We start from the raw sequence: 24,065 nt of genomic DNA, 5'->3' as shown, positions 1-24,065 counted from the left end.
ATAGCACCCTTAGCTAAAACCCACAAGTGTTTAGGGAAAAAAATTTTTGAGCCATAAAATAACTCCCGTTAAAGCCATGGCTCTAACGGGAATTTTCTGACGATCTGGAGAGAGATTACTTCAAAGCGTCTTCTTCCTGGTGGGTGAGGATCACACAGTCAGAGGTGGGATAGGCGACGCAGGTGAGGACATAACCCGCTTCAATTTGATCGTCATCTAAGAAGGATTGATCGGATTGATCGACAGTACCAGATTCAAGTTTACCTGCACAGGTGGAGCAAGCTCCTGCGCGGCAGGAATAGGGTAAGTCCAGTCCTCGCTCTTCAGCTACATCGAGAATGTACTCATCATCGGGAACCTCAATTGTACTCTCAATTGTACTCTCGCCATCGGGTGTTTTCAGGGTGACTTTATAAGTTGGCATCGGTTGTTCCTCTTAATTAAATGCTAGTGAAAGCGGCAGTCTCTATAATTGCCTCTCGCTCGTCGTCAGATTGAACGATGTGAGCGAGTTTCATTTTTGATACTACGGGAAAATCTGCCTGACTCAGCCTTGCATTAGTAATGACAGTCTTAAATAAACTTAAAATAAAATTTACTTATATATCTAACCCAGAATTCTTGAGGATACTTGCTCGATCTCTAGATAATTTCATCCCTCTACAATCTAGTCAAACTAGCCACTACTAAGCATTTGGAGCTATAATGCTAATCGTTTTTTTCGTCTTAAGCCGATTTTTATTAAATATTAATTTAACTTATGGTTAAGATAGATGTCGATGAATTGTCTTTAACCCAGCCAAGAAATTGCTTTTCGGCACTACTGCCGGTAACACATCTAGGGAAACTAGGAAAAAATCTATTGACAATCAAACCAATAAATGATATAGGGAGATAAATCCCCTGTTGCCAGGGGTAGCATCCGTTAAAACGGATGGCTAACCCTCCCTGACGATTTCTTGGTTTTCGGATTGTCAGTTTTCCAGTATCTGGTTCACCGATTAGCAAACCCTAATTACTTATTAGGTTGGGGAGTCATGCGTAGATAGGGTTTGATTTCTTCAACTCCTTTGGGGAATTTGCTGCGAGCTTCTTCAGTGGGAATAGAGGGAACCACCACACAATCGCCGCCGTCGGTCCAGTTAGCCGGGGTAGCCACTTGATAGTTATCGGTGAGCTGCAGGGAGTCGATTACCCGCAGGATCTCGTTAAAATTGCGTCCCGTGCTGGCAGGATAGGTAATGGTTAAACGTAATTTTTTGTTGGGATCGATAATAAACACCGAACGTACCGTCAGATTATTGAGGGAATTGGGGTGAATCATGCCGTAGAGATCCGACACTTTGCGATCGCCATCGGCGATAATCGGATAGTTAACGGTAGTGTTTTGAGTTTCGTTGATGTCATTAATCCAACCCCGATGGGATTCGGCACTATCGACACTCAAAGCGATCACTTTCACATTGCGTCGCTCAAATTCTGACTTAAGACTAGCCACCGTACCTAATTCCGTGGTACAAACGGGGGTATAATCAGCCGGGTGGGAGAACAGCACCACCCAGCTATCTCCTACCCACTGGTGAAAAGAAATCGGACCTGCACTAGAATCTTGTGTAAAATCTGGAACGATATCACCCAATTGGAGAGCCATAATTGTGTCTTCCTTATTATGTATTTCAAGACAAGCAACAGTCTATGATGCCATAGGAGTGCTGTTCTTCATTGATAATTTTAGGGATTTGTAATAATTGCATTAGCCATCAGCCTTTTCAGGGATCAGGGATCAGATTTGAGTTATCAGTTCACTGATCTCCCGGCTCCCCCATCACCCAACCCCCAAAATCCTTCCCCTAGTACGGCCAAATGGGTTATCGGAAATTTGGGTTGAAAACCCCGTCCTTTTAGGACGACTTTGTGCTAGAATGCTCGTAGGTTGCTGACCGTGAGAACGTGAGGAAACAAGTTAAATGTCCTACTCCGTCATCTCAAAATTTCTAACAGTCAATGGTGTTTAATTAAGTCCAAACTGTCAGAACGCCAAACAATTAAATACTGTGGGACACACAGAAATTTACGCTTGGGGAGTAGTCTTTGAGAGTGCTTGCCTTATAGGTGTAGTCTGACTAGACATGAAACTGTAAGACCAAAATTAGCTTTGCTAGTAGAGGCAAGATTCAGCCCAAGAATCTCCGCCCGAAAAGTGCGGAGAGTGTCAAGATCTGGTCTAATGGCATGATATAACTTTTTTAACTAGCTATCAGCGTTCAGCTAATAGCTAGGCTGCGGTGGCAAATCCCAATTCCCCACCCTATGCCTAGTCGGAAAGCTGACGGCTTCATTTCTTGTCCTGATCGTTAATTTGCCTTGGTTTTAGGAGACCACAACTGCAATGAAGAATCTTGTTCGTCTGCTGGCGGTAATTGCCTTGATTATCGGGAGTTTTTGGGGCAAAGTTCCCGCTCAAGCTCTCAATCTCACCTCGATCGCCCTTCCTTCTCATCCTGTGGCGGTCTTAAATGCGGCTGATGCCAAACTAACCACAGAATTTGGGGCGAAAATCGACCTCAATAACAGTGATATTCGCGATTTCCGGGACTTGAGAGGGTTCTATCCCAATTTAGCCGGTAAAATCATCAAAAACGCCCCCTACGAAGAAGTGGAAGATGTCCTCAATATCCCCGGACTCTCGGCCACTCAAAAAGAGCGTTTACAGGCTAATCTGGAGAAATTTACCGTTACTGAGCCTTCTAAAGAATTTATCGAGGGTGATGACCGTTTTAACCCCGGAGTTTACTAAATCTAGTTAATTACGGTTTTAAAAAAATTTCTAGGTGGGCGATCGCTCACCTTTTTCAGTGATCAGCTTCTGAAGGCAAGAGGCAAAAGAAAGAATCTGGCATACTGCCCCAAGGGAAAGACTGGCGATTTTTGCCAGAACTATAGAGAAATGAAATGCTAGAATAAATAGAATTTATCAATTAACTCCTACATGGTCGTTTCCTCGCAACTGCCGAGTTATCAAGATGTGTTAGTGGTGGGATCGGGAGCGGCGGGATTGTATGCCGCACTGTGTTTACCCCCTAACTTAAAGGTGGGTTTAATTACCAAAGAAGATTTAAAAACTGGGGCTAGTGATTGGGCGCAGGGAGGAATTGCGGCAGCCACCTCCCCGGCAGATTCCCCCGTTTTCCATTTAGAAGATACCCTGAAAGCCGGAGCGGGCTTATGCGATCGCTATGCTGTGCAGTTTTTAGTCGAGAAGGCCCCCCAAGCGATCGCTGATTTGCTGCGGTTAGGAGTTAGTTTTGATCGCTCCGGAGATGACTTAGCCCGCACTCTTGAGGCTGCCCATTCCCAGGCCCGGGTGCTGCACGCGGCCGATCGCACGGGGAGAGCGATCATCAGTACCCTGATGGAAAAAGTGACCGAGCGCCCCAATATTACCATTATTCCCCAAGCGATCGCACTGAAACTCTGGCTTGATCCGGAAGGGCAACGCTGTCAAGGTATTTGTCTGCTCCATCAAGATCATCTCTGTTGGCTGCGAGCGCAGGCAGTCATTCTGGCTACGGGAGGCGGTGGTCAAGTCTATGCCCAAACCACTAATCCCGCCGTTAGCACGGGGGATGGAGTCGCCCTCGCTTGGCGTGCTGGGGCAGTGATTCGCGACCCGGAATTTTTTCAGTTTCACCCCACCGCTTTGACTGTGCCGGGGGCACCGCGGTTTTTAATTAGTGAGGCGGTGCGCGGCGAAGGAGCGCATTTAATTGATGCTCTGGGGCGGCGTTTTGTCTTCGATTATCATCGGGCCGGAGAATTGGCCCCCCGGGATGTGGTGAGTCGGGCGATTTTTAGCCATTTGCAGAAAACCTCCGACGATCCCGCCCATGCCAAAGTATATCTAGATTTAAGACCAATCGAACCGGAGCGTCTGCGTTATCGTTTCCCCAATATTATCCGCATCTGTCAAAAATGGGGCATTAATGTGTTTGAGGATGTGATTCCGGTCGCCCCCGCCGCTCACTATTGGATGGGAGGAGTGGCCACAGATTTAAACGCCCGCACTTCTCTATCTGGTTTGTATGCGATCGGCGAAGCCGCTAGTACAGGTGTTCACGGGGCTAATCGTTTAGCTAGTAATTCTCTCTTGGAATGTATTGTCTTTGCGGCAAGTTTAGCTGCAATAGGTCTGGAGCCAGAAAACTTTCTGGGGGAAAGACCCGAAAAACCCTTAGAAATTGCGGAAAACTGGCAGGAAGAACAGGAAGACTGGCAAAAAGTACGGAGAGAATTACCGATTTTAATGTGGGAAAATGCGGGAATTTGCCGATTTCAAAATGAGTTAGAAATTGCTATCCTACGGGTGCAACAGTGGAAACAACAGTTACATTCCTTAAAGATAGGCCAATTTCTCCAGAATCTTCTCCCCGACAAAGGACAATTATTTTTGTGTCCCTCGGTGCAGTTAGAAATAAGAATAGCGATCGAGACATTAAATCTTCTAGATATCGCCGACTTAATTCTGGAAAGTGCCTTATTACGGGCAGAAAGCCGAGGTGGTCACTATCGGGGCGATTATCCAGAAATCGTAGCTAATTGGCAATTACACACGACCATTCAAGGCCGAACCTGGCACAAAACTCCGGTACAAGCTTAATTGAGCCAGTTTTTCACAGATAATCCCTCAGCGTTAAACAGTGGACTCTATCTCCGATCCCAGCAGCGGCACTATTGGCCTGACGCTGACCGGGGGCTTTTCCCAATCATCCTAGTCTATGACCCATCTCTGGAGTTGAGTGCCTCCCATCTATAGCTTTTAGGCTATCATACTTTTACCAACCCCCAAGCAGTTACATAAATTCTATGATCAAACCTAATTTTTTATTGTTGTTAGCTATCGGTGTGAGCAGTTGGGGTCATGATTTTCAGGTTTTATCCAAGGTTAACGCTCAAACTTCACCTGGGTTAGAGCAAACCCAGACTTTCGCCACTTACGAGCAGTTGATGAAAGCTGGTTACGAGGCCAAAAGCCAAAAGAATTATCAACTCGCCGTGGAAAAATTTCAACAAGCTCTGGCACAACTTCCGAACGACCCCTCTGCTCAAAATGCGATCGCTAATACGAAGAAGTATCTAGGTCAAACCACCAGGGCTGCCAACGCTGGCGCCGAAAATGCGGCTTCACCAATACCATTAATTGCTGGCTCGGCCCTGTTATCCATCGCTTTATTGGCAGCTTTACTATCGCTTTTCTTCCAATATCGTCCCAAGGGCAAAGCCTCAAAACGGCGCGAAAAGACAACTTACGCCAATCCTAAAAACCCACTCGACAACTTTTCCAGGGGCAATGGCAATCCCTTCGGCGCAGACACCAAAACTGACAGTGACATTAATGGCAGTGGTGACGAGGATTTCGACCCTTCTTTGCCCGTACAAGCTACCTCCCGCATCCCGAACGTAGATTTAATCTTGCGTTTAATTGAAAGTCTTCGCGATAACGATCCCCGTACCCGTAGAAGGGCGGTTTGGAAGCTGGCACAGGTGTCCGATTCTAGGGCAATGCAGCCTTTAGTCGATAGCATGGTGGATGGAGATTCCTACGAACGCAGTTTAACCCTAGAAGCTCTCGCTCAAATCTGCACCCGCTCCCTGCGACCGATGAACCAAGCTTTGGCTATCTCTCTCCAGGATAAAAATCCCCAGGTGCGGAAAAATGCCATTCGGGATTTAACCAGACTCTACGATATCATGTCTCAGATCAGTCAATTAATTTGTCATGCCCTCGATGATCCCGATGAGGAAGTGCAAGAAACAGCACGCTGGGCAGTTAGACAGTTAAATCTGCAATTAGCTCCCCGTTTAGATATTGCTCCCCTAGAAACTACTGGTGAACCAGAAGATGACGATGTACAGGATACTTCCTTCACCGACACCACACCGACCTTCACCGAAACTACACCCAACTGAGGTGCAAAATTGAGTCGAAAACTGTTATTTATCTCCACCCCCGTGGGATTTTTGGGATCGGGGGACGGCGGTGGCGTAGAACTAACTATTTATAATCTCGCTCGCACTCTGAATAAGCAAGGGTACGCGGTGCGGGTAGTGGCTCCAGAAGCCTCGCAATTGCATGATATCCCCTTGATTACTATAGCAGGAAATGCCCAGATTTCCGCCCAAAGTCAAGGCAGGGAAGCCCCGATTTTAATGCCCGAAAATGCCGTTTTGGCCAATATGTGGCACTACGCCCAACAGGTACAAAATGAGTACGATTTAATTGTTAATTTTGCCTACGATTGGCTCCCTTTTTATCTCACTCCTTTTTTTGCTACTCCCGTCGCCCATTTAGTCAGCATGGCTTCCGTTTCTTTGGCGATGGATCATATTATTCAAAAAACCTACCGCAGTTTTCCCCATTTACTCGCTTTTCACACCGTCGTCCAAGCAGAAACTTTCTCAATATCTCCCCCCTATCGCTGTTTGGCTAATGGTTTAGACGTATCTTTGTATCAGTTTCGGGCCAATCCGTCCCCCTCTCTGGCCTGGGTGGGACGGATTGCCCCGGAAAAAGCTCTAGAAGATGCGATCGCCGCTTGTCAACAGTTGGGCGTACCTTTACGCGTTTTCGGTCATATTTCCGATCCTCTCTACTGGCAAAATTTACAGGATAACTATAGTTTCGATTTAGTCGATTATCGTGGGTTTTTGCCCACCAGGAGCCTACAAAAAGAGCTAGGGGACTGTTTTGGCCTGTTGATGACCCCGCGCTGGGTTGAGGCTTTTGGTAACGGAGCTATTGAAGCTTTGGCCTGTGGTGTTCCCGTAGTTGCCTATGGTCGTGGTGGTCCGGTAGAAATTATTGAAGATGGAAAAACTGGTTTTTTAGTTGAACCCGATAGTATCGAGGGATTAGTTACGGGAATTAAAAATTTAGACCGGATCGATCGATATTCTTGTCGTGCAGTAGTGGAGCAAAAATATTCCCTAGAAGCTTTAGGAAATCGAGCTATTAATTGGTTTGAAGAAATTTTTGCTCGCAGTCAAAAATAAATAGGCTCTCTTGGTTTAGTCTGGTTAAATCTTTATCCCAGAAGGGTTCGGGATCAACCACAGAGACACAAAGAACACAAAGATTGATCGATCCTATGATAAGTTATACCATTTCTCTAAATGAAAACTACACATCGAATTTAAGTCACCCTTTTTAAGGGGGATTTAGGGGGATTAAACTTCTGTAGTCAGACTTTGGAGAATTGGTATTAAACTTATCACACAGAACCTAGAAGAGCCAAAAACGCCTACCTCAAACTAATGGGTAGGCGTAGTTTATCGATTACTCTACCTAAACTCTCTGTAAAACTCTGGCATAGACAAAATCAGCCAACTGTGTACCCGACCAGAAACCGTGGTCACCGTCCCATTGAAAGTGAACTCCCAGATAAACACGGCTGCGACCATTTTCCAAAGCCGCCGAACTAAAACTATTATAGGTGCGTTTAATCCCCTCGGCGTTAGGATCGTCCGTGTCGGCAGTAAAAGTGACGTTATCAGTACCAAAGAAATTACGCATAATCCCAGCGTGGGCCGCCCCAAAAGTGGCATGACCAGAAACATAGGCAGGGAAAGCGGGACTAAAACGCTGACCGGCGGTATTAATTGATAGGGGTTGCCAATTGGGATCAGCTTCGGTTAAAAGATTATCATCTTGATCGGCCAGACGGATCGCTGTTTCTGGTCGCCAGAGATTAATCGGTAGCCGGTACTTAGCATCCCAAGCGACAATAGCGGCATCACCCATGACTAAACCCACTAGGGCAAATAAACGCGCTGTTTCCAGTAGAGATAAATTTCGCTGTTGGGCGACAATTTGGGTAATGCGGAACAGATGGCCGGGGGGTTTATAGGTTCCATCCACATCATTCGCCCAGAAAAAGCCAATTATAGCCTCTTCAGCAGTACGCACAGGGGAATTGGCCGCCCCTAACAGTTTGACTTCGTTAAACTGGGCCGCATATTCAGGACTACGGAGAAGGTCGATTGTATTAGCATAGTTACCCGGAAAGGGTGGCCGAAATTGACTACCAGAAGTCATGACAAAGGGAGTCACGTCTGGCCATTGGGGGGCAACCGCATCCCCGGATCCTGTCGGTCGCCAATCCCCCGGCTGATTACCCGGTTTATACAGGGGAGGTTGGCCAGAACCGTCATTCTGACGCAGGGTGAGAATCGAATCGGCCACGGCCTGCCCAAAGGTTTTACCTTTGGTATCGGCATCGGACATCTTAACCACGTTTAATCTTTGCAGGGATCTATCCAAAGCAGTATTAAAAGTCATGGTCAGATTGACATAAATCCGGCTAAGAATACGATGGGCCGCATAAACCGCCGCTATTTCAGGAGAAGTACCGGGATCAGGCTTTAACTGTAAATTGCTAGGATAGGGACTGTATAAATTCCCCGAAAGGGCATTAATGGCGTTAAACATCGCCACCTGTAACATCGCCCCCGCCCGGGCAATCGGTGTCGGACCGCCACCAATTTTCCGAATAGTTTCTAAAAAAACGTCATTCCACTCGATAATTACGTTCATATCGTTGCCTCCTTTAATATCGCAACTTTGACTTAACAGCCCCAGTCTATTGGATAAGTTCAACAGTAACCATAGAAGTTTAGGCTGTTAACAAGAAGTTAAGTGACATAAATCCCACTTTAAAGCACTGGCAATTTGTCAACTACTTTTTACAAAAATTAACTATTGCAGTTATTACTTATCAGATTTGACTGTTCAGTTCACTGATGACTGTTGACTGATAACCGAAAAACCTGCCACTTGCCACTTTTCTATAGCGATTTAGTCTGATTGACGATTCGATCGTAGAATAGCAACAGATCAAGAGAGTACAGGTCAAATATGCCGAAATTTGTTGTCTGGGGTAGTTATTGTGAAAACGTGCTGGAAAAACGCGCACCCTATCGTCAAGCGCATCTAGAGGGATTAAATCAACAGAAAGAACGGGGAATTCTCGTTACTATCGGACCAACGGCAGATTTAAGCCAAGTTTTCGCAATTTATCAGGCAGCCAGCGAGTCAGAAGTGCGAGAATTAATCGAAGCGGATCCCTACTGGCAAAATGGCATCTGGACAGAGTACCAAGTCAAGGAATGGATTCAAGCCATCTAAGGGGGCTATCAGCTATATTTTTCTATAAGGGTGTTGTCATAAAATTTTCCAACTACGCAACTAATCAAACTCATCTCCGGTCAAGTCTGAGGATATTGTCAAGGATAAACCGGAGTTATCCCTTATCGATTCCAGCTGACAGCTGATAGCTTGCCTACTTTTTGCTTATTGCCATGGTTTACATCAAAAAGGTCGAACTCTCACACTTCAAATCCTTCGGGGGAACGACTCCTATACCCTTTTTACCGGGGTTTACGGTGGTTTCTGGTCCAAATGGTTCGGGAAAGTCGAATATCCTCGACGCATTGCTATTTTGCTTGGGATTAGCTACTTCCAAGGGAATGCGGGCCGAAAGATTACCGGATTTAGTCAATCACAGCTATAACAGTCAACGTCATAGCTCAGAAGCGAGTGTTTCGGTGACTTTTGATATTGCCGATATTCCTGACGCAACCGATAGGGATTGGACGGTTTCCCGACGCTTAAAAGTGGCTAAGGGTGGCAGCTATACTTCTACCTACTATATCAATGGGGAAACCTGTACGGTTAGCGAACTTCACGACCAATTAAACCGTTTACGCATCTATCCCGAAGGGTACAACGTGGTGTTACAGGGGGACGTAACCCGAATTATCAGCATGAATGCTAAGGAAAGACGGGAAATTATCGACGAATTGGCAGGAGTAGCCGAATTTGACCGCAAAATTGAGAAAACTAAGGAGAATATCGATTCGGTTAAAGAAAGGGAAGAACGCTGCCAAATTATTGCCACAGAATTGCAAAAATCTCTGGAGAAATTAGCACTCGATCGCATTAAAGCCGAAAAATACCAAAAACTCAAGGCCCAAGTCCAAGAAAAGCAACAATGGGAAATTGTCCTCCATTGGCAAAATCTCCAGCAGCGCTGCCAGCAAGTACAAGGACAAATTCAAGCTGGGGAAAGGGAAAAACAGGTTTTAACGGAAACTATCGCCAATTTATCCCAACAAATCGCCCAAAATAGTCAAGAATTAGAGAAACTCAATCAACAGGTTAAAGCTTTTGGGGAAGATGAACACCTGTCCCTGACTTCCCGATTAGCGAGTCAACAGGCCAAACGACAACAACAGCAACAACGACAAAAAGAGTTAGAAAACCTCGAAAAAGAATCTCAGGCACAGAAAACCAGACTTTTAGAGGAAATTAATCGCTACAATCTCGAATTAAACCAGATTACTGCTGAAAAAAGCCGTTTAGAAACTGCAATTTTACCCAATCTCCTACGGACAACTCAAACCGCAAGGGAAACCCTAGAAAACCATCGTCTGCAAGCAAGTAGTCTCGCGGAAGCGTCAGAAGCTTGGGTAAAAGAACAAAGTGACCTTTCCCGCAATATTACCCGTCTTCAGGAACAATTAAACCCCTACCGTAGCCAACGAGCCCAATTGACCGAAAGATGCGATCGATTGCAAACTAATATAGTAGAAGCTGGTCAACGTCTGCAAGAATTAGAGCAAGTTATTAGCACAAAAACAGAAGAAAGTCAAGAAATATTACAAAAAATTAATCAAGCGGAACCCTATATCCAAAATTTAGCCCAAAAACTCACCATTGCCGAACAAAATCGCGTTATCAGTCAGGACACCCAAAAACGTCTGCTAAAAGAACAACGGGACAAACAGAGGGAATTAGATAAACTGGAAGCGACCAAGCAAGCGCAACAGGAGGCCCAGGGAACCTATGCCACTCAAATATTATTACAGTCAGATTTGCCCGGAATCTGCGGATTAGTGGCACAATTGGGCGAAGTAGAGGAACGTTATCAAATTGCTCTGGAAATCGCCGCCGGAGGTCGTTTAGGTCATGTAGTCGTCCAAGATGATAGCGTTGCGGCCGCCGGAATTGCCTTGCTAAAACAGCGTCGCATCGGTAGGGCCACTTTTTTACCCCTGAATAAAATTCGTCCTCCCCGTCCCCAGGATATTTCCTCTCTGCGTCATGCGCGGGGTTATCTGGATTTAGCGGTGAATTTGGTTAAGTTTCAACCCCAGTATCGGGAGGTTTTTAACTATATTTTTGGCAGTACGGTGGTTTTCGAGGATATAGATTCTGCCCGTTATTATATCAATCAATATCGCATCGTTACTTTGGATGGCGAGTTATTAGAGATGACTGGCGCTATGACCGGAGGCAGCCAACCGACGCGATCGGGGCTGCGTTTTGGTAAAATTTCTCCGAAGGAGTCTAGTGAAGCGGAATCTCTACGCGAAAGATTAGCAGAAATCGATCGCATTCTTACCCGCAACGAAGAAAAAATTACTCAAGTTAATAATCTTATCAGTCAGTTAACCCAACAGTTAACCGAAACCCGTCAAAGTCATCGGGAAAATCAATTATCTCTACAACAATTAAGCAAGGATTTACAACGTTTAACCACAGAAAAAGAGGATTTAACCCGTCAATTATCGGGTCAGCAAGAGGAAATTACTATTTCTCGTCAACGGTTAGAAATATTAACCAGAGAAATTCCTGAGTTAGAGTTATCTTTACAGCAAGAACAGGAGAAATTAACTGCTTTAGAGGCCAATCATACCCATAGCGAATGGCAACAGGTACAGGGAATAATTCGCGCTCAAGAATTAGAGTTACAAACCCAAGAAAATCACCTCGCTACAGTCCGCGAACAGTTAAAAGATTTACATAATCAACAAATCAGACTAGAGGAAAAAAGTCAAGAGTCTGCGGATAGAATTATTGAGATTGAGAAAATAATTACCGATGCAGTTAATCAGAGAAATATCGGTAATCTGGAGATAGAAAAACTTGATCACCATATTTTAGAAATCAATCAAGCTTTACAGCAATTATCCCGACAACTAGGGGAAACCAAGCAAAAAAGAGACCAGTTAGAGACAGTTTTGCGACAACAACAAAACCAACAACAACAGGCTATCTGGCAATCGGAAAAGTTAGTCAACAATCAAGAGGAAAGACAAGCATTACTAACCACTTTACAGACAGAAATTAGTCAACTAGAAAGCGACTTACCCAATCCCTTGCCTGAAATTCCTGAAAGCGAGCGAGATTTCGAGAAAATTCAAAGCGATATTCGGCAGTTACAAAAGAAATTGGAAGCTTTAGAACCTGTGAATATGTTAGCTTTAGAAGAACACCAAAAAACCAAAGAGAGATTAGATGAACTATCAGAAAAACTGCAAACTCTAGAAGGAGAAAGAACCGAACTACTTTTACGCATAGAAAACTTTACCACCCTCAGATTTAATGCTTTTCAGGAAGCATTTACTGCTGTTAACGAAAACTTTAAGAGTATATTTGCCACCCTGTCCGATGGCGACGGTTACTTGCAATTAGAAGACGAAAATGACCCCTTTAATGGTGGCTTAAATCTGGTGGCCCATCCGAAAGGAAAACCCGTACAGCGATTAAGTTCCATGTCTGGAGGTGAAAAATCTTTAACCGCTTTAAGCTTTATTTTTTCCCTACAAAGATATCGTCCTTCTCCCTTTTATGCGTTTGATGAAGTGGATATGTTTTTAGATGGGGCAAATGTGGAGAAATTGGCCAAAATGATTCAAAAACAAGCACAACAAGCGCAATTTATTGTTGTTAGTTTGCGTCGGCCGATGATTGAAGCATCGGAAAGAACCATCGGTGTCACCCAAGCACGGGGAACCCATACACAGGTACTAGGAATTAAAGTTTAACCTTAGACGCAAGTGGGGTGTAGGGTGTGGGGTGTGGGGTGTAGGGTGTAGGGTGTGGGGTGTGGGGTGTGGGGTGTGGGAAGCTTTTCAGTAAACAGTAAACAGTGAACTGAAAACTCACATCTGATAACTGATAACTGATAACTGATAACTGCCAGACAAGCCAGACAAAGTTAAGTTATATTAAGATTACTCAGAATGCGTCCCCGTCCCATTCAGAAATCTCATGACTCAACCGCAAGCACAACGCATCCTCTACGTTAGACTCCCCTGTAACCCCATTTTCCCCATCGGTGTGGTTTATCTTTCCGACCACGTTCATAAACTCTTCCCCGACATCGAACAAAGGATCTTTGACCTTGGCACCGTCCCCCCCTTAGACTTTAACCAGGCACTCGATCGCTGTGTTGACGAATTTCAGCCCACCCTGCTAGTATTCTCCTGGCGGGATATTCAAATATATGCCCCCGTCGGTGGTCGCGGTGGTAATCCCCTACAAAACGCCTTTGAATTTTACTACGCTAAAAACCCCCTAATCAAGCTGCGAGGTGCTTTAGGAGGTTTAAAGGTGACAACAGCCTACTACGGGGAATTATGGCGCAATCAGGGACTAATTCGCCGAGGGTTGCAGCGGGCCAGAAAATACCATCCCGAAGCGCGAGTTATCGTCGGGGGTGGTGCCGTCAGTGTTTTCTACGAACAACTAAAAACCAAACTGCCCACAGGAACAATTGTATCAGTGGGAGAAGGGGAAACCCTGCTAGAAAAATTCCTCTCCGGCCGGGACTTTAGCGATGAACGTTGTTATGTGGTCGGAGAAACCACACCCCGGCCGCGTTTAATCCACGAATCCCCCACCCCCTTAGAAAAATCCGCTTGTAACTACGATTACATCGCCAGTATTTGGCCGGAATTTTCCTACTATTTCCAAGAAAACGACTTTTATATCGGGGTGCAAACCAAGCGCGGCTGTCCCCATAACTGCTGCTACTGCATCTATACCGTCGTCGAAGGGAAACAAGTACGCATTAATCCCGCCGATGAAGTAGTTAAGGAAATCCGCCAATTATACGACCGCGGCATTCGCAATTTCTGGTTTACCGATGCCCAATTTATCCCCACCAGAAAATTTATCAACGATGTAGAAGAACTATTAGAAAAAATCCTCGCCGATGGGATGAAAGATATCCATTGGGCTGCCTATATTCGCGCCGATAATCTTACCCCAAAACTGTGCGATTTAATGGTAAAAACAGGCATGAACTACTTTGAAATCGGCATCACCAGTGGTTCTCAGGAATTAGTCCGAAAAATGCGTATGGGCTATAATTTGCGGACAGTTCTGCAAAATTGTCGAGACTTAAAAGCGGCAGGTTTTAATGATCTAGTTTCGGTAAATTATTCCTTTAATGTTATTGATGAAACCCTAGAAACTATTCGTCAAACTATCACCTATCATCGGGAATTAGAAAATATTTTTGGAGTCGATAAAGTGGAACCAGCCATCTTTTTTATCGGACTACAACCCCACACCCATCTAGAAGAATACGCCTTCAAAAAGGAAATTATTAAACCCGACTATGATCCCATGAGTTTAATGCCCTGGACAGCCAAAAAACTGCTCTGGAATCCCGAACCTTTGGGGTCATTCTTTGGCGAAGTTTGTCTGCAAGCATGGCGACAAAATCCCGATGATTTTGGACGGGAAGTGCTGAAAATTTTGGAAGCAAGACTAGGGAAGGCCGATTTAGAATCCGCTTTAACCGCACCGATAGAAACTAAGAAAAAAGTCTTAACTCCTGCTTAAAAATTAATTTTAGTCAATCCCAAGGCGGCAATTAGCGTTACCATGAGTCTGAAATCAGGAGATGATCAAAATCCCTTTACCGGTAACTGCAAAATGACCGACCATCGCCTCCATGGGCTAGAATTAGCGGAATATATCGCCCTAGGATTAACCCTGCTTACCCTTATCGCCATGGGTGCGGGGTTTTTGCCTTTGTTCCTCCTAGTCGTGACTTTCGGGTTGAATATTCTCAATCGTCTCCGAGAAAGAACCAGGCAACTTCAACGCTTAACCGAGATAACCGGTCATTTACAGGAGCAGTGGGAAGAAGAAAAAGAAGCTTTATCGGCCCAAATACAGTCCCTCGATCCCGCAGCGGCCAGCGATAACGACCGTGCGGTCGCAGAATTAGAGGAGAATATTCTCGCCCTCGAACAGTCCTACAATCAAATTATTCAATACATCAACCGTAACGCGCTGCTGGAACGCATCGAACATCTGGAAAAATCCTACAGTCGCTTACAAAGAGAGATTTTGCCGCTTAAGGAAGAATCAGCAGATATTAACGCCATAAAAGCGGAAAATGAGCCACAAATCACCCTACCTGCCCTTAATTTAACTCCCACTTCCCCCCCTGTCCCCCATTGGCACTATTATCGCCGTCTGAGCGCCCATCGGGAAATGATTACAGCGATCGCAATTACCGAGGATCAACGGTTTTTAATTAGCGTTAGTTGGGATCGTACCCTAAAAATCTGGGATTTTGCGAGAGGAACCCTGATTAATACGGTGGAAGCTCATGATCAGGGCATTTTAGCCCTAGCAGTGACCGGAAACGGCGATTATCATCTAGCGACGGGGGGATTCGATCAAACCGTTAAATTATGGACTTTAGCCAGGGATGGCAGTAATCTGGAATTAAATCAAATTTTCCTCGGTCATCTCGGTTCGATTCACGGCCTAGATTTTGCCCCCCGTTGGCATTTTTTGGTTAGTGGTAGTTACGATCAAACCCTAAAACAGTGGAATTTAGAGCAGGAAAACGAAGAATTTAGCTCCTATGACAGTCTGGGGGCAATTTATGCCCTAGCAGTGGCTCCTAATCAAGATTTTATCGCCGCAGCTGGAGGTGATGGCACTGTCACCCTCTGGCAATTGGGATCGGGAGCAAAAATCGCCGTCTTATCAGGTAACGTTTCTTCGGTGCAGAGTCTGGCGATCGCTGCCGATAGTCAGATTATTGCCGCCGGTTGTGTGGATGGGACGGTGAAAATCTGGCAATACGACCAGGAGAAAAGCGGTCATTTTGCGCCAATTCGGGTGATTAATGCCCATAATGGTCAGGTGACAAGCTTGGTATTTGCAGAGGAGGGTCAGTGGTTATTTACCGGGGGAACCGACGGAGAAATTAAAATCTGGTTAGCCAATTCTCAACAGGCGATCGCAACTCTCAGCGCCACCAATGAGCGATCATCGCCAATTTCCAGTTTAGTTCTCAGCCCCGATTATTGTCACCTAGCAGCGGCCGCGGCCGACGGCAGCATCACCATCTGGGAAAATATCACTTAATGGTCGATCGAACTAGAAAAATTGTATAATGTAATGTCCCGGACTCGATCGGGCCAGTTTGACCCCAAGAAAAAGTGACTGAGTTAACCGTCGTTTCTGCCTAATAGTTGTCATCGGGGCATCGAGAACGCGAGAGCGATCGCTTATCCCAGAATCATTACCCATAGTAAAAAATTCAGAATGAAGACTCCAACAGATCAAAGATTTGATTACGTCAAAATCGGTTTAGCGTCCCCCGAGAGAATTCGGCAATGGGGAGAAAGAACCCTACCTAACGGTCAAGTCGTCGGAGAAGTAACCAAACCAGAAACGATCAACTATCGGACTCTTAAACCGGAAATGGATGGGTTATTCTGCGAGAAAATTTTTGGCCCCTCCAAAGACTGGGAATGTTGGTGCGGTAAATACAAACGCGTCCGTCACCGGGGAATTGTCTGTGAACGTTGCGGGGTGGAAGTCACCGAGTCGCGGGTACGTCGTCATCGCATGGGTTTTATCAAATTAGCTGCCCCCGTCACCCACGTTTGGTATCTCAAAGGTATTCCCAGTTATCTCAGTATCCTGCTCGATATGCCCCTGCGGGACGTGGAGCAAATCGTCTATTTTAATGCCTATGTGGTTCTCGATCCGGGTAATGCCGGCAATCTTAGTTATAAACAACTCCTCAGCGAAGATCAATGGTTAGAGATCGAAGAAGAAATCTACGCGGAGGACTCGGAATTAGTCGGCATTGAAGTGGGTATCGGGGCCGAGGCTATCCAAAGACTCTTACAGGAAATTAACCTGGAAGAAGAAGCGGAAAGACTGCGGACGGAAATTGTCGAAAGTAAGGGGCAAAAACGGGCAAAATTAATTAAACGTCTCCGGGTAATCGATAACTTTATCGCCACGGGTTCTCAGGCAGAATGGATGGTTTTAAGCGTAATTCCCGTGATTCCTCCCGATTTACGCCCGATGGTGCAGTTGGACGGCGGCCGTTTTGCCACCTCTGACCTGAACGATCTCTACCGTCGGGTGATTAACCGCAATAACCGTTTATCCCGTCTGCAAGAAATTCTCGCCCCCGAAATTATCGTCCGTAACGAAAAACGGATGTTACAGGAGGCCGTCGATGCTTTAATTGATAACGGTCGTCGCGGTCGCACGGTGGTGGGGGCCAATAATCGCGCCCTCAAGTCTTTATCGGATATTATCGAGGGTAAACAGGGGCGTTTCCGTCAAAATCTCCTCGGTAAACGGGTGGACTATTCGGGACGTTCGGTAATCGTTGTCGGTCCGAAATTGAAGATCTATCAATGCGGTTTACCCCGGGAAATGGCGATCGAATTGTTCCAACCCTTCGTTATCCATCGTTTAATTAAATTAGGCATCGTCAATAATATCAAGGCAGCCAAGAAAATGATCCAACGGGGGGATGCCAATGTTTGGCACGTCTTGGATGAAGTGATCACGGGACACCCGGTGATGTTAAACCGCGCTCCTACCCTGCACCGTTTGGGCATTCAAGCGTTTGAACCGATCCTAGTGGAGGGCCGGGCGATTCAGTTACATCCCCTCGTCTGTCCCGCTTTTAACGCTGACTTTGACGGGGACCAAATGGCTGTACATATTCCCCTCTCCCTGGAAGCACAATCGGAAGCGCGATTATTGATGTTAGCTTGTCATAATATTCTCTCACCGGCGACCGGTCGCCCGATTGTTGCCCCTTCTCAGGATATGGTTTTGGGTTGTTATTATCTCACGGCCGAAAATCCCAAGGCCCAAAAGGGTGGGGGTCGTTATTTCGCCAGCATGGATGACGCTATTCGCTCTTTCGATCAGGGATTGGTGGATCTACACGCTTCTGTGTGGTTGCGTTTACCGGTCGGAGAAAAGGTGAAAACCAATAAACCCGATGAGGAAGTCCTGGAAACGGAAACTCTCCCCGATGGCAGCATCTGGAAATATTATCGGGAGCGCAAAACCCGGGAGAAGGATGGTGAGATAATTTCTCAGTATGTGCGTACTACTGTAGGGCGAATTATCTACAATAAGACGATTCTAGAGGCTTTGGTGGTCTAGAGAGAGATTAGGTTAGGGTGGGCATTGCCCACCTTAATTTTTAGGCTAAAGCGGCAATACATTCTATTTCCACTAGCACATCTTTGGGAAGACGGGCCACCTCCACACAGGCCCGGGCCGGGGCAGTTTCCGGGGGGAAATAACGGGCATAAACTTGATTCATCGCCCCGAAATTGGCTAAATCCGAGAGAAAGACGGTAGTTTTCACCACATTTGACCAATTAGCCCCAGCAGCGGTTAAAATGCCCTCTAGATTGGCCATAACTTGTTCGGTTTGGGCGCTAATTTCCCCGGAGACGATTTCACCCGTGACGGGATCTAGGGGAATTTGTCCCGCAACAAAGAGAAAAGGACCAGGAGCGGCGATCGCTTGATTATAGGGACCCACAGGGGCCGGAGCTTTATCAGTACGGATGACCTGATTATTCATATGACGTTGCAATTCTGCATCTAACTCTTTTAACAAACCATATATTTTATCAAAATCACGTTTAGTTTTAGAAGGAGCGTCATAAGTTCTCAAAGTACCTTTAGTATGAGTATGAGCCGCTCGATTGCGACTATCTTTTAGATTACCAAGATAACCTTTTAAAGCACTAATTTTACCAGTTTTTTCTAACTTTTTTTCGATTTTTTCTAATGTTGCTAAACCAATAACCATCATCAACATTTTTCTAAAAGGTTCATATTCAAAACTATGAGTACCACTAATAGTCTTATCGATGAATTTTTTGTTAGCTTCGGACTTTAAGCATCGTTTAGCACATCTTAAAACTATATCATCCATAGTTTCCTCGATCCAGCCACATAATTCTATAAGAGCTAGTTTGGAATAAGAAGAAGTTTTTTGATTATCAGCTGTAGGGTCATCATGGAGTTGATCAAGCCAGTTTAACGTCTTGAGTAAATAATCTTTAGTAATCATTACCAGTAGATGAAAAAATTTTGATAGATGTATTAATTCTCTCTAAAGCCTTATCTTTTCGATACATACCACTAGATAAATTTTCAGTTAAAAATGGTTCAGATTTTATTAATCTAGAATACTTGTCTTGTAATTCACCATTGGAGAGATTGACTAAAGTATCTAAATTTTTGGCAACTCCTAACAGAACTCCCTCAGCAATAACTTTACTGGTTTTGAGAGGTTCCTCTTTGAAGATTCTATCATAAATCAAGTCAACAGTTTGCTTAAATAATTCATCTTTATCTTGAATAAAATCTTCATGAGCCAATCTATGTTTATACATATAATCATTTAAAAATCTGGTCAATTTCCCCTTGTAGTTCTGGTATCCATCATAAAAAGCAAAGAAACGAAGCACTAATTCTTCATCTTCAAACCGAGATGCTTTTTTCTGCTTTCGATCCATCAGCAAAAGCCAGTTTTCATATTGAGCGCATTTTTTTAAAAAACTATTAAACTCGCCATTATAGATACAATTTCTGATCTCCTGATTATTGAGTTTTACTCCACCAGTATTTAAGCGATGGAAAATGGTAAAAATATAATTATTATGAGCTTTTTTGCTGGAGTCATAGCGAATCATGGTGATGGGAATAGTCATATTTTCTACGCGTTCATATAATTCTTCATGCTGAGTTTTTATTTCCTCAACTGTTTTTCCAGAAATAGATGAATCTACATCAGCTAATTTTGATAGCCTCCAATTTTCAGTAGTTAAAAATTTGACGATGGTACTAATTCGTTGTAATCCATCGATGATATAGCGTTTATCTGTCTTATAGTCAAGACTAATACACATACTAGGAATCGGTAACTGTTTCATTAAACTATCAATAAAACGAGTTTGTTGTGGATCAGTCCATACCACATCTCTTTGAAAATCTGGATCGATAACCAATTGTTTTTTTTGATACATTCTAACTAGATCAGAGCAGGATCGCTGCTCATTGTAAGCAATAATATCTACAGGAGGAAAATCCACATCATCTTCTTCCTCTAGATACTTTTCTTCTTCGGCTGCTAGTAATTTCTCTTCTTGACTGAGATAATTAACCATAATTTTTATCCGTCCTAATATCTATAAAATTTTCACAGTTAAAAGGGTACTTTATTCGACAATAAAGCACCCTTTTAATTTAGCTTAGAACTCTCCTTTTAAAGCGGCATTACAGCGCTCGCAAATAGTGGGATCATCGGCAAATTTTCCCACTTGAGTGGAATAATTCCAACAGCGATCGCATTTTTCGCCGTCTGCTTTGACAATTCCCACCGAAACAAAGTCCGATTCTCCTTTATATTCTGCGGTTTGAATCGCGCTAATATCACTGACTAATTCCACTTGGGAAGAGAGAAATAGATAACGCAATTCATCAACTTTATTCCCCGTTAAACTATCACAATTGTTGAATAATTCTAACTCCTGTTGTAAGGTTTCATCGGGAACATAAAGTAAAACTTTTGCCTCTAAAGAAGCACCGATCGCCTTATCATTTCTGGCAGTTTCCATCACCTTATTAACTTCGGTGCGTAGCTGCCGGAATTTGGCCCATTTATCGGCCAATTCGCGATTATTCCAAGCAGGATCGATGTTTAGCCATCCTGACTCAAATACCGATAAATAAGGAGTTTTGTAGGGGAGAAATTGCCAGATATCTTCCGCTAGATGAGACAGGACAGGAGCGATCGCTTTAGCGAGATTTTCTAAGGCAATAGCATAAACTGTTTGACAACTGCGACGACGGAAAGAATTAGGATCAGAAATGTATAAACGATCCTTAGCAATGTCGATATAAAAGTTAGATAAATCGACAACACAAAAATTCTGTACCGTCTGGAAAAAGCGGAAAAATTGGAAACTTTCAAAAGCTGCCGTAACTTCCGTAAACACCTCCGAGATACGATGTAACATATAGCGATCGATCTCCGGTAGATCTTCATAAGCTACCGCATCTTTAACGGGATCAAAATCATTTAAACTCCCCAGTAAAAACCTGGCAGTGTTACGGATTTTATTACGGATATCTACCAACTGTTTAAGAATATTTTGACCGATATTCACATCATTGGTATAGTCCACCGAGGACACCCATAACCGAATCACATCCACCCCATAAGCGGGTTCTTTTTTCTGGTCTTTACCCCCATTAATGATCACATTAGGATCGATGACATTACCCAGAGATTTACTCATTTTTCGTCCCTGTTCATCCAAAACAAAACCGTGAGTTAACACCGTTTTATAGGGAGCAATACCATTAGCAGCCACACTGGTTAATAAACTCGATTGAAACCATCCCCGATGCTGATCCGATCCTTCTAGATACATATCCGCAGGATAACTTAATTCTGGTCGAGCATTAGCCACCGCATTCCAACTAGAACCAGAATCAAACCACACATCCATAGTATCCATTCCCTTGCGATAACTGCGACCATTATCGCGATAACTGGGAGGTAACAATTCCTCTACCGATAACTCCCACCAAGCATTAGAACCCTTGACTGCAAAGATAGCTTGAACGTGATTAATCGTCTCCTCCGTTAACAGAGGTTCATTCGTTTCTTCGTCATAAAAAACAGGAATAGGAACCCCCCAACTGCGCTGACGAGAGATACACCAATCGCTTCTTTCACTGACCATAGAAGTGATGCGATTCTTACCTGTTGCGGGAATCCAACGCACCGAATCAATTGCTTCTAAAGCTAATTCCCGGAATCCTTCCACGGAAGCAAACCATTGTTCCGTTGCGCGGAAAATTGTCGGTTTTTTGGTTCTCCAATCGTAGGGATATTTATGCTGATATGCTTCTTCTTTGAGTAAGGCACCCTTTTCTGTCAGTGCTAAAATTATCGCTTCATTAGCATCTTTTAGGACATTTAAACCCGCAAATTGTCCCGCTTCTGCGGTGAAATTTCCCTTATCATCCACGGGAGAAAGTATCGGTAAACCGTAACGTTGACCGACGATATAATCCTCCTGACCATGGCCAGGGGCCGTATGAACTAATCCGGTACCGGAATCAGTGGTGACATAATCCCCACCGATGAGAATCGCACTTTCTCTGTCAAACAAAGGATGACGATATTTAGTATGTTCTAATTCCAGACCTTTAACCGTTGCTTTAATCGTCAAAGTTGTGTTAAAAGTGTCGGCCAATTTTTCGACTAAATCCGTCGCTACGATTAGATAATTAGACTCGCTAGTTTCTACCACTGAATAGTTTAATTCTGGGTTTAATGCGACGGCCAAATTCCCGGGTAAAGTCCAGGGGGTAGTCGTCCAGATAGCCACGGATAAATTAGGCAAAAATGGCGTTAAAACTGGGGTTGAAACTGACGTAATCGGAAAAGCAACATAGACACTGCGGGAAGTGTGACCTTCGGGATATTCTAATTCTGCCTCAGCTAAAGCGGTTTGAGAACTAGGACTCCAGTGAACCGGTTTTAGTCCCCGATAAATATAACCTTTTAGGGCCATTTTTCCGAATACGGCAATTTGAGCGGCCTCGTATTCAGGTTGTAGGGTTAAATAGGGATTTTCCCAGTCTCCCCAGACTCCATACCTTTTGAAACCTTCACACTGTTCTTTTTGCGTTTGAAGGGCAAAATCGTGGGCTTTCTGACGTAATTTCAAAGGGGTTAGACCCTCTTTTTCCGAGCTTTTGAGACTTTGTAAAACCTTTAGTTCGATCGGCAACCCGTGACAATCCCAACCAGGCACATAGCGCACTTTGTAGCCTTGCAGCAGTTTATATTTATTGATAATGTCTTTGAGAATTTTATTTAAAGCATGACCGATATGCAGTGACCCGTTAGCGTAGGGTGGACCATCGTGGAGAATAAATAATTCTTTGGGGTTATTTTGCGCTAATTTCTCGTATATTTGCTCATCTTGCCAGAATTTCTGGATTTCTGGCTCACGTTTGCTGGCATTTGCTCGCATATCAAAGTCAGTTTGAGGCAAATTAACGGTATCTTTGTAACTTTTAGCGTTGGACATTCTGGCAAACCTATGGATATCAATCGTTTTCGGGATTCATTCCTAAATAACGTCTCTTTGAGAGTCGTTATCTCTATTCTGTCACATAACTGTAATACAAATATTACAAGTGACAATCAATGATCTATAAGTCTAGCGAGATTGAGTCCAAGAGCGATGATTCCCAAAGGCTATAATTTAGTTATTCGAGGATAGGGAGCATGGGGACGATGGTGACGAATCCTAATTTTTTTTATGTCTCTCCAGAAGTGTATCTAGAAGGGGAAAGAGTCAGTCCGATCAAGCACGAGTACCGAAAAGGACGGATTTATGCGATGGTAGGCGCAAAAAAGCCCCATATTGTCTTAAATACAAATCTAGCTACTTTATTGAGTATCCATCTCGATGATAGTCCCTGTCTTGTTCTCACTTCCGATATCAAAGTCCGGTTAGAGGAGGCAAATTGTTATTATTATCCCGATATTACGGTGGTTTGTGACGAGAGAGAGATTAACAATACCGATGATTTTATTCTCTATCCCGTTCTGATTATTGAAGTATTATCGAAATCTACGGAATCCTTTGATAGGGGTGATAAATTTAGCGATTATCAAACCTGTCCCACCCTAAAAGAATACATTCTTATTCATCAAAACCAGATGAAAATTGAATGTCACCGTCGCGAGGATTCGGGAGTTTGGCAAGAACAGATCTATGAAGCGGGAGATGAGGTAGAATTTACCAGTGTAGGATTCCGGGGATCGATCGCTTCTATCTATCGGAAAGTCCCCGGTTTGATATAATTACAATTATTTTTT

At 44.2% G+C, this 24,065-nt stretch carries 16 protein-coding genes; 10 read left to right on the top strand and 6 right to left on the bottom strand.

All coding sequences use genetic code 11. The features are described from left to right. Window positions 1–115: 115 nt before the first annotated feature. Window positions 116–424 (bottom strand): ferredoxin, encoded by a 309-nt coding sequence (locus IM507_RS10935; protein WP_002736278.1) that lies wholly within the window; start codon window positions 422–424, stop codon window positions 116–118. A gap of 591 nt (window positions 425–1,015) precedes the next feature. After that, window positions 1,016–1,651, bottom strand: coding sequence for a peroxiredoxin (locus tag IM507_RS10930; protein WP_002735346.1), 636 nt, complete (start codon window positions 1,649–1,651; stop codon window positions 1,016–1,018). Between the two features lie 738 nt (window positions 1,652–2,389). Here IM507_RS10930 and psbU point away from each other — a divergent pair. The 4 genes from psbU to IM507_RS10910 all read left to right on the top strand — a co-directional run bounded on the left by psbU (window position 2,390) and on the right by IM507_RS10910 (window position 7,050). Then, on the top strand, window positions 2,390–2,797 hold the full coding sequence (gene psbU / locus IM507_RS10925) for a photosystem II complex extrinsic protein PsbU (RefSeq protein ID WP_002735501.1): 408 nt from the start codon (window positions 2,390–2,392) through the stop codon (window positions 2,795–2,797). Window positions 2,798–2,989: 192 nt separating this feature from the next. Then, the gene (gene nadB / locus IM507_RS10920; RefSeq protein ID WP_130757638.1) at window positions 2,990–4,657 is read left to right on the top strand and encodes an L-aspartate oxidase; all 1,668 of its coding nucleotides are present in this window, start codon (window positions 2,990–2,992) and stop codon (window positions 4,655–4,657) included. Window positions 4,658–4,863: 206 nt separating this feature from the next. Further along, window positions 4,864–5,967 (top strand): HEAT repeat domain-containing protein, encoded by a 1,104-nt coding sequence (locus IM507_RS10915; RefSeq protein WP_002737329.1) that lies wholly within the window; start codon window positions 4,864–4,866, stop codon window positions 5,965–5,967. 9 nt (window positions 5,968–5,976) lie between these two features. Beyond that, entirely contained in the window at window positions 5,977–7,050 is a 1,074-nt protein-coding gene (locus tag IM507_RS10910) for a glycosyltransferase (RefSeq protein ID WP_069474661.1), read from the top strand. Between the two features lie 292 nt (window positions 7,051–7,342). Here the strand turns inward: IM507_RS10910 and IM507_RS10905 are convergent, their stop codons facing one another. Next, window positions 7,343–8,590 carry a vanadium-dependent haloperoxidase gene (locus tag IM507_RS10905; protein WP_002737873.1) on the bottom strand — a complete coding sequence of 416 codons (1,248 nt, stop codon included), beginning with the start codon at window positions 8,588–8,590 and terminating at the stop codon, window positions 7,343–7,345. 321 nt (window positions 8,591–8,911) lie between these two features. Here IM507_RS10905 and IM507_RS10900 point away from each other — a divergent pair, with 321 nt between their 5' ends. From IM507_RS10900 to IM507_RS10880, 5 genes are all read left to right on the top strand, one after another. Further along, window positions 8,912–9,181, top strand: coding sequence for a YciI family protein (locus IM507_RS10900; protein ID WP_002736230.1), 270 nt, complete (start codon window positions 8,912–8,914; stop codon window positions 9,179–9,181). Between the two features lie 173 nt (window positions 9,182–9,354). Beyond that, complete coding sequence (gene smc / locus IM507_RS10895; RefSeq protein ID WP_123230445.1) at window positions 9,355–12,885, top strand: chromosome segregation protein SMC; 3,531 nt, start codon at window positions 9,355–9,357, stop codon at window positions 12,883–12,885. Between the two features lie 226 nt (window positions 12,886–13,111). Next, on the top strand, window positions 13,112–14,692 hold the full coding sequence (locus IM507_RS10890; RefSeq protein WP_287636994.1) for a photosystem II high light acclimation radical SAM protein: 1,581 nt from the start codon (window positions 13,112–13,114) through the stop codon (window positions 14,690–14,692). Between the two features lie 42 nt (window positions 14,693–14,734). Beyond that, on the top strand, window positions 14,735–16,240 hold the full coding sequence (locus IM507_RS10885; protein WP_123230443.1) for a WD40 repeat domain-containing protein: 1,506 nt from the start codon (window positions 14,735–14,737) through the stop codon (window positions 16,238–16,240). Between the two features lie 180 nt (window positions 16,241–16,420). Continuing rightward, complete coding sequence (locus tag IM507_RS10880) at window positions 16,421–18,301, top strand: DNA-directed RNA polymerase subunit gamma (protein WP_002737004.1); 1,881 nt, start codon at window positions 16,421–16,423, stop codon at window positions 18,299–18,301. Between the two features lie 40 nt (window positions 18,302–18,341). Here the strand turns inward: IM507_RS10880 and IM507_RS23685 are convergent, their stop codons facing one another. The 3 genes from IM507_RS23685 to ileS form a co-directional block, all read right to left on the bottom strand. After that, window positions 18,342–18,731 (bottom strand): RidA family protein, encoded by a 390-nt coding sequence (locus tag IM507_RS23685; protein WP_002754393.1) that lies wholly within the window; start codon window positions 18,729–18,731, stop codon window positions 18,342–18,344. 484 nt (window positions 18,732–19,215) lie between these two features. After that, complete coding sequence (locus IM507_RS10870) at window positions 19,216–20,325, bottom strand: DUF262 domain-containing protein (protein WP_287636992.1); 1,110 nt, start codon at window positions 20,323–20,325, stop codon at window positions 19,216–19,218. An 84-nt stretch (window positions 20,326–20,409) separates the two neighbouring features. Next, window positions 20,410–23,268 carry an isoleucine--tRNA ligase gene (gene ileS / locus IM507_RS10865; protein WP_287636991.1) on the bottom strand — a complete coding sequence of 953 codons (2,859 nt, stop codon included), beginning with the start codon at window positions 23,266–23,268 and terminating at the stop codon, window positions 20,410–20,412. A 209-nt stretch (window positions 23,269–23,477) separates the two neighbouring features. On the opposite strand from ileS, the gene IM507_RS10860 reads away from it, so the two are divergent. Then, the gene (locus IM507_RS10860; protein WP_123230463.1) at window positions 23,478–24,050 is read left to right on the top strand and encodes a Uma2 family endonuclease; all 573 of its coding nucleotides are present in this window, start codon (window positions 23,478–23,480) and stop codon (window positions 24,048–24,050) included. Window positions 24,051–24,065: the final 15 nt, after the last annotated feature.

This window comes from Microcystis sp. M20BS1 (genome assembly GCF_020245305.1).
GTDB lineage: Bacteria > Cyanobacteriota > Cyanobacteriia > Cyanobacteriales > Microcystaceae > Microcystis > Microcystis ichthyoblabe_A.
The sequence above is the reverse complement of the archived record's forward strand: the minus strand, read 5'-3'. Positions and strand labels throughout refer to the sequence as shown.